The 5,865-nt window shown below is 46.8% G+C and carries 2 protein-coding genes, 2 rRNA genes and 5 pseudogenes; 1 reads left to right on the top strand and 8 read right to left on the bottom strand.

Going from position 1 to position 5,865, the window contains the following annotated elements; translation table 11 throughout:
- The 6 genes and pseudogenes from CCC32_RS12765 to CCC32_RS00160 all read right to left on the bottom strand — a co-directional run.
- Window positions 1-686: pseudogene (locus tag CCC32_RS12765) on the bottom strand (IS982 family transposase); the annotation flags it as partial.
- A 522-nt stretch (window positions 687-1,208) separates the two neighbouring features.
- Window positions 1,209-1,430: pseudogene (locus CCC32_RS00180) on the bottom strand (DUF2795 domain-containing protein).
- Between the two features lie 101 nt (window positions 1,431-1,531).
- Window positions 1,532-1,699, bottom strand: a pseudogene (locus CCC32_RS00175) (ATP:cob(I)alamin adenosyltransferase); the annotation flags it as partial.
- A 28-nt stretch (window positions 1,700-1,727) separates the two neighbouring features.
- Window positions 1,728-2,055: pseudogene (locus tag CCC32_RS00170) on the bottom strand (ATP:cob(I)alamin adenosyltransferase).
- A gap of 33 nt (window positions 2,056-2,088) precedes the next feature.
- Window positions 2,089-2,490 carry a hypothetical protein gene (locus CCC32_RS00165; protein WP_287071349.1) on the bottom strand — a complete coding sequence of 134 codons (402 nt, stop codon included), beginning with the start codon at window positions 2,488-2,490 and terminating at the stop codon, window positions 2,089-2,091.
- A 37-nt stretch (window positions 2,491-2,527) separates the two neighbouring features.
- The gene (locus tag CCC32_RS00160) at window positions 2,528-2,695 is read right to left on the bottom strand and encodes a hypothetical protein (protein WP_287071348.1); all 168 of its coding nucleotides are present in this window, start codon (window positions 2,693-2,695) and stop codon (window positions 2,528-2,530) included.
- A 230-nt stretch (window positions 2,696-2,925) separates the two neighbouring features.
- Between CCC32_RS00160 and CCC32_RS00155 the strand changes: the two are divergent.
- Window positions 2,926-4,155, top strand: a pseudogene (locus CCC32_RS00155) (L-serine ammonia-lyase).
- A 373-nt stretch (window positions 4,156-4,528) separates the two neighbouring features.
- Here CCC32_RS00155 and rrf read toward each other — a convergent pair.
- Window positions 4,529-4,638 (bottom strand): 5S ribosomal RNA (rrf, locus tag CCC32_RS00150).
- 78 nt (window positions 4,639-4,716) lie between these two features.
- A 23S ribosomal RNA gene (locus CCC32_RS00145) occupies window positions 4,717-5,865 on the bottom strand; the annotation flags it as partial.

Raw genomic sequence — 5,865 nt, 5'->3', positions numbered from 1 at the left:
TTTTCATATTGCATTTCAAGCCAGTGACAATTTCTATACCGTCGTTAAACAATCTCTCAAACAAGCCATGCGAAATATATCCTTTGTCTGCGAATAATTTTCCGAACACATTATCACTCAATCTGTTAAAAACATCTGTATTTCTATCGTCAACATTCGCTTTCGTAAGCATAAAGTTAAGCAGTTCACCTCTCTCATTGCATATCAGGTGTAACTTGAAACCGAAATACCATCCCATGGTGCTTTTGCCTCTTTCTGCATAACCACGGAACACCTTATTCCTTGTTATACGCTTGTTGTGGCATACAGGAATGCATGTACTGTCAATGAAACTTATACCCGTGCATCTACCAAAGCAAAACAGTTGGAGGAACAGCATCATCTCAACCGCGACTCTGGACTCGAGTTCAACAAAGCGGTTATATAGAGAGCTGCTTTGGGAACAAGTCGTGCAGGTGCACCTTGACATAAAAGAGGTAATAATGCTTGAAGTTGCGGAAAGTATTGAAATGAAAGCAGATGAGTATTGTCATGATTTCCGACCGGCTCATAGTACATTTCCGATTGCGGTGCTTACGCCCGTCAGGCTCACAAATGGACATGCGGGCAATCTCTTATCATATTCTTGGCAAAAATCATCGATAATACAGAAAATTTTCAGTAATTTTGTCCTTGGTAATCTCCATAACTATAGTATCCTTTTACTTTATAACTAATTGATTTACAACCATAAAGGTACTAAAAATTATTGAGATTACCAACTTTTATAAAGACTTTCTTATCCCGAACTCAGGTTAATTATTATTGGTATCGCAAAAAATAGGGCCGAATTATTTCAAGTAGAGTTGGCAAATAAAGAAATTGATGTTGTACAACATACTCTTAGGCATGATCTTATTATCCGAACATTCCTTGTGCCTTTAAGTCTACATTCAAGATTCGCGATATTCTTCCCATATACAATAATATGAATTTGATTTATGCACTATATACGCGAAGATAGCAGAAAAGTTTATCAGAATTAAATGATCAGCGAAGAAAGAATTCAGAAAGTACCGATTATTGATCATTTAATTCTTCAAAATATACTTATTTGAGCATTTTATTTGGCGGTAAAAGAACGTAAAAACGGTATAGGAATGTTGTCGTACAATTCCCATACCGCTTATATTCAATGCTTTAAGCTGTTTGTGTAGCTGTTTGAGCTGTTAGTATTCGTCCTCGTTGAAGAGGAAGTCTTCTTTTGTCGGATAGTCGGGCCAGATATCCTCGATGCTCTCGTAGACGTCACCCTCATCCTCTATCTCCTGCAGATTCTCCAACACTTCAAGCGGCGCCCGGAACGAGTTGCGTAGTCAATCAATTCGTCCTTCCGTTGCAGGCCATGGCGCATCTTCGAGCTTTGAAGCTAATTCAAGTGTCCAATACATAGTAAATATAAATTATCAGTTTGCGATACCAGGCAGCATCACCATGCCAGCTCGCTGCCTATTATAAAATTGAGCGCAAAAATAATGTTTTTTTTTCTTATCTACAAGTTTTTCTTCCATATTTTTTCTCTCACACCGTCATTAAAGTTTAATTTGCGTGCGAGCATGAAGAGATAGTCAGAAAGACGGTTGATATACTGCAATACATTTCCATCGAGCTTGGTGGTTTCACCGAGGAAGAATATGCGCCTCTCCGCCCTGCGGCATACCGTGCGGCATACATGTGCGAGAGCTGCCTCATGTTGAGCCTCCGGGGATGATGAATGACGTCTGTCGGGGCAGACTGCCGTTCAGCTGGTCAATTTCCTCTTCCAGCACCGTCACCTCCTGGCGGGTCGATGGTATACGAAGGTGCCAACTTGGTCTGAGTGGTATCGGTAGCGAGATATGAGCATACCGGGTGAACAGCGTGCGCTGAATGCTGATCACCATATTCTTTGTCGTCGCCATCCTTCATGAATGAAGCAAGCAGACCGAGCTGCGCACTGAGTTCATCCACGGTGCCGTATGCCTCGATACGAGGGTTTGTCTTTCTCACCCTCACTCCTCCTACCAAGCTCGTCATGCCCTCGTCGGCCTGTCTTTGTATAAACCTTTGTTATTGCCATAGTCTTGAGATTTTTAAAAAGTTAATCTTGTAATTCTGCTTATATCGTTTCGGATCGACATACACCAATCCGCAATAATACATATCAAAGGACACTATATTCTGAAGTCTCCCCACTACATCTTGCCAGACCGCCTTGTTGTAGTTCAACCTATCCACTACCACGAAATCACCGGTCCGCAACCGCTTCACCGCTTCCGTCAGCCATTCTGCATCTATTGCAGGGGCATTGGCATGCAGGATATGCGTCCCCGGTGCATTTCCAAGCGTTTCCAGCGCCGGATCCGCATCACACGGCCCAATGCCCGCCCAACGCAGAGAATTGCAGCCTGCACGGAAATAAGCCTTGTCACGCTTCATGTCTTCATCATCAAAGCCCACCGCCACCACCATCTCTGGCTGGGCATGGTTGGCGAGACGGAGAAAGAACTCACCCCATCTTGCGTCTCACGGCATCTGCCTCAGGAAAATCCTTTGCCAGACGTTCGTAGGCATAATACGGGTAATGCTCATTTATGACGTATCTGACGAGGCTGTAAGCCCAAGGCGACTGTATTCCGAAGCCCCGGCAACAGCCAATCCTACTGAGCCATATCATTCCGCGTATTAACCTATTTGTCGTCATCAGGCGCAAATATACGTATTTTTATCAAAAATAAAACGATTTGTCAGGACATTTTTCCATCAAGAACGTAAATATCAAGGATAAAAGGTAATAACAAGCTCTTAATATCAAAACAGGAAGAGAGAGAAACTGAAAAAAGTCAACTCTGCATTTGCTATTGATATGATTTTCCGCTAATTTTGCATTTTAAAGGTAATAGAGATATGAAAACGCTTAAAGAACTTTTCAAAATAGGCAAGGGACCATCAAGCAGTCATACGATGGGTCCACAGAAAGCCGCAAAGATATTTCTGGAGAACAACCGCGAGCAAGCTCGTTCGAGGTGACTCTCTATGGTAGTCTTGCCGCTACGGGCAAAGGACACATGACAGACATCGCCATCATCGAGGTGCTGGAACCCATTGCTTCCCGTTAGGTATTAATCTGGAAACCGGACGTATTCCTTCCGTTCCATCCCAACGGAATGAAATTCAAGTCGCTCACAAATGACGAGAAGCCTATCAACGAATGGACGGTATACAGCATAGGTGGAGGTGCGCTCTCTGAAGGCAAAGGAGATGACGACATGTTCAACTCACCTGAAGTCTACGACATGAACTCCATGACAGAGATAATGAAAATGGTGTGAACGCACGGGAAGAAATTATTGGGAATACGTGCAGCTATGCGAAGACAGCAGTCTGTGGGATTATCTCGAAGTGGTATGGATCAAGATGAAAAGAGGCGGTTGAACGTGGTCTTAAACGTGAAGGAAGACTTCCCGGTCCGCTCAATCTGCCACGCAAGGCACCGACATACTACGTGAAAGCAAGTGGCTATAAACAGTCGCTGCAGACAAGAGGATTGGTATATGCCTATGCTCTGGCAGTGAGTGAGGAAAACGCTTCAGGCGGAACAATCGTCACCGCTCCTACCTGTGGAGCATGCGGCGTGCTGCCAGCGGTGTTATATCATATATCAAAGAGCCACGAATTCACAGACAAACAAATCCTGCACGCTCTTGCCACAGCGGGACTGGTAGGAAATATAGTGAAGAAAAACGCATCCATCTCCGAGCGACCGTTGGTTGCCAAGGAGAAGTGGGCGTAGCATGCGCCATGGCGTCAGCAGCATCCTGCCAGTTGTTCGGTGGCAGCCCGTCTCAGATAGAATATGCAGCAGAGATGGGACTGGAACACCACCTCGGTATGACTTGCGACCCTATTTGTGGATTGGTGCAGATACCATGTATCGAACGCAATGCCTTCGCTGCCACCCGAGCACTCGACTCTAATCTCTATGCCGCATTCTCCGACGGATCTCACCGCGTTTCGTTCGACCGCGTCGTAGAGGTAATGAAGCGCACCGGACACGACATTCCATCGCTATACAAAGAGACTAGCGAGGGCGGCCTTGCAAAGGGTTTCAACATGACGGGTAACGTGAATGACTAAAGCAACAATTCAAACGCCCAGACAAGTTAGAATAAAGTAATACGATAACATTACGCATTCTGAGCCACAAAGCGGATTACATCTCCTGGTAGGGAACTGTAATCCGCTTTCTTTATACTCAAACGGTCATCATACTAAAATTCAACAAAAACCGTCAACCATCTGGTCACATATTCGGAAGTGTCTATAATTCAGTCACTTCCGTCTGTTTCTGCATGCAAAAACCATCTGGTAATTGTCCGGACAATTCAATTATCGCCTGATGAAAACAGACATGACGTGCATGAGGACCAAGGAAGACCCTGATGCGTACAGACGCAAAAAAAATCCTCCGGAGGATTGCTCTTCCGGAGGATTCAAGTCTTAAAGTGAAAAAAGGCGGTTACCTACTCTCCCACATTGCATTGCAGTACCATCGGCGCAAGCGGGCTTAACTTCTCTGTTCGGAATGGGAAGAGGTGGAACCCCGCTGTCGCCACCTGATATGGGGGCATGCGTAATGTTACAGACTTCTTGTTTTGTAGAATTGACAGTTGCAATACAACTGAAAGTGTGTGCCTGAAAGCGAAAGCTCTCGGGCAATTAGTAGCGCTCGGCTTTGACGTCGCCGTCTTTACACCTGCGCCTATCAACGTCGTCGTCTGCGACGACCCTCAATGGAGTTCTATCTCGTGGAAGCTTCGCACTTAGATGCTTTCAGCGCTTATCCGATCCAGAGCGATACCCGCGGTGCGCCTGGCGGCACAACGGTAACCGGAGGTCTGTCCTCACGGTCCTCTCGTACTAGTGACGGCACCACTCAAAACTCCCGCCCACGATAGATAGAGACCGAACTGTCTCACGACGTTCTGAACCCAGCTCGCGTGCCACTTTAATGGGCGAACAGCCCAACCCTTGGGACCTTCTCCAGCCCCAGGATGTGACGAGCCGACATCGAGGTGCCAAACCACCCCGTCGATATGAGCTCTTGGGGGGATCAGCCTGTTATCCCCGGAGTACCTTTTATCCTTTGAGCGACGGAGTTTCCATACACATCCGCCGGATCACTATGCCCCAGTTTCCTGCCTGCTCGGCATGTCTGCCTCCCAGTCAAGCGCCCTTATGCCATTGCACTCTTTGAGGTCGGTTACCAATACCCGCGAGGGCACCTTTGGAAGCCTCCGTTACGCTTTTGGAGGCGACCACCCCAGTCAAACTACCCACCAAGCAGTGTCCGCGATCTCGCGTTAGACCTCAGACAGCCAAAGGGCCGTATTTCAAGGATGGCTCCACGAAAGCTGGCGCTCCCGCTTCGAAGCCTCCGGCCTATCCTACACATCGGATGACCAAGGTCAATGCTAAGCTGTAGTAAAGGTTCACGGGGTCTTTTCGTCCCATCGCGGGTAATCGGCATCTTCACCGATACTACAATTTCACTGAGCTCATGGTTGAGACAGCGTCCGGATCATTACACCATTCGTGCAGGTCGGAACTTACCCGACAAGGAATTTCGCTACCTTAGGACCGTTATAGTTACGGCCGCCGTTTACTGGGGCTTCAATTCAATGCTTCCCTTGCGGTGACATCTCCTCTTAACCTTCCGGCACCGGGCAGGTGTCAGGCTGTATACTCATCTTTCGAGTTTGCACAGCCCTGTGTTTTTGTTAAACAGTTGCCTGGACCTATTCTCTGCGCCTCCCCGAGGTGAGGACCCTTTATCCCGAAGTTACA

Origin of the sequence: Prevotella sp. LMAG:51, from assembly GCF_008680225.1 — a bacterium.
GTDB classification, from domain to species: domain Bacteria; phylum Bacteroidota; class Bacteroidia; order Bacteroidales; family Bacteroidaceae; genus Prevotella; species Prevotella pectinovora.
The sequence above is the reverse complement of the archived record's forward strand: the minus strand, read 5'-3'. Positions and strand labels throughout refer to the sequence as shown.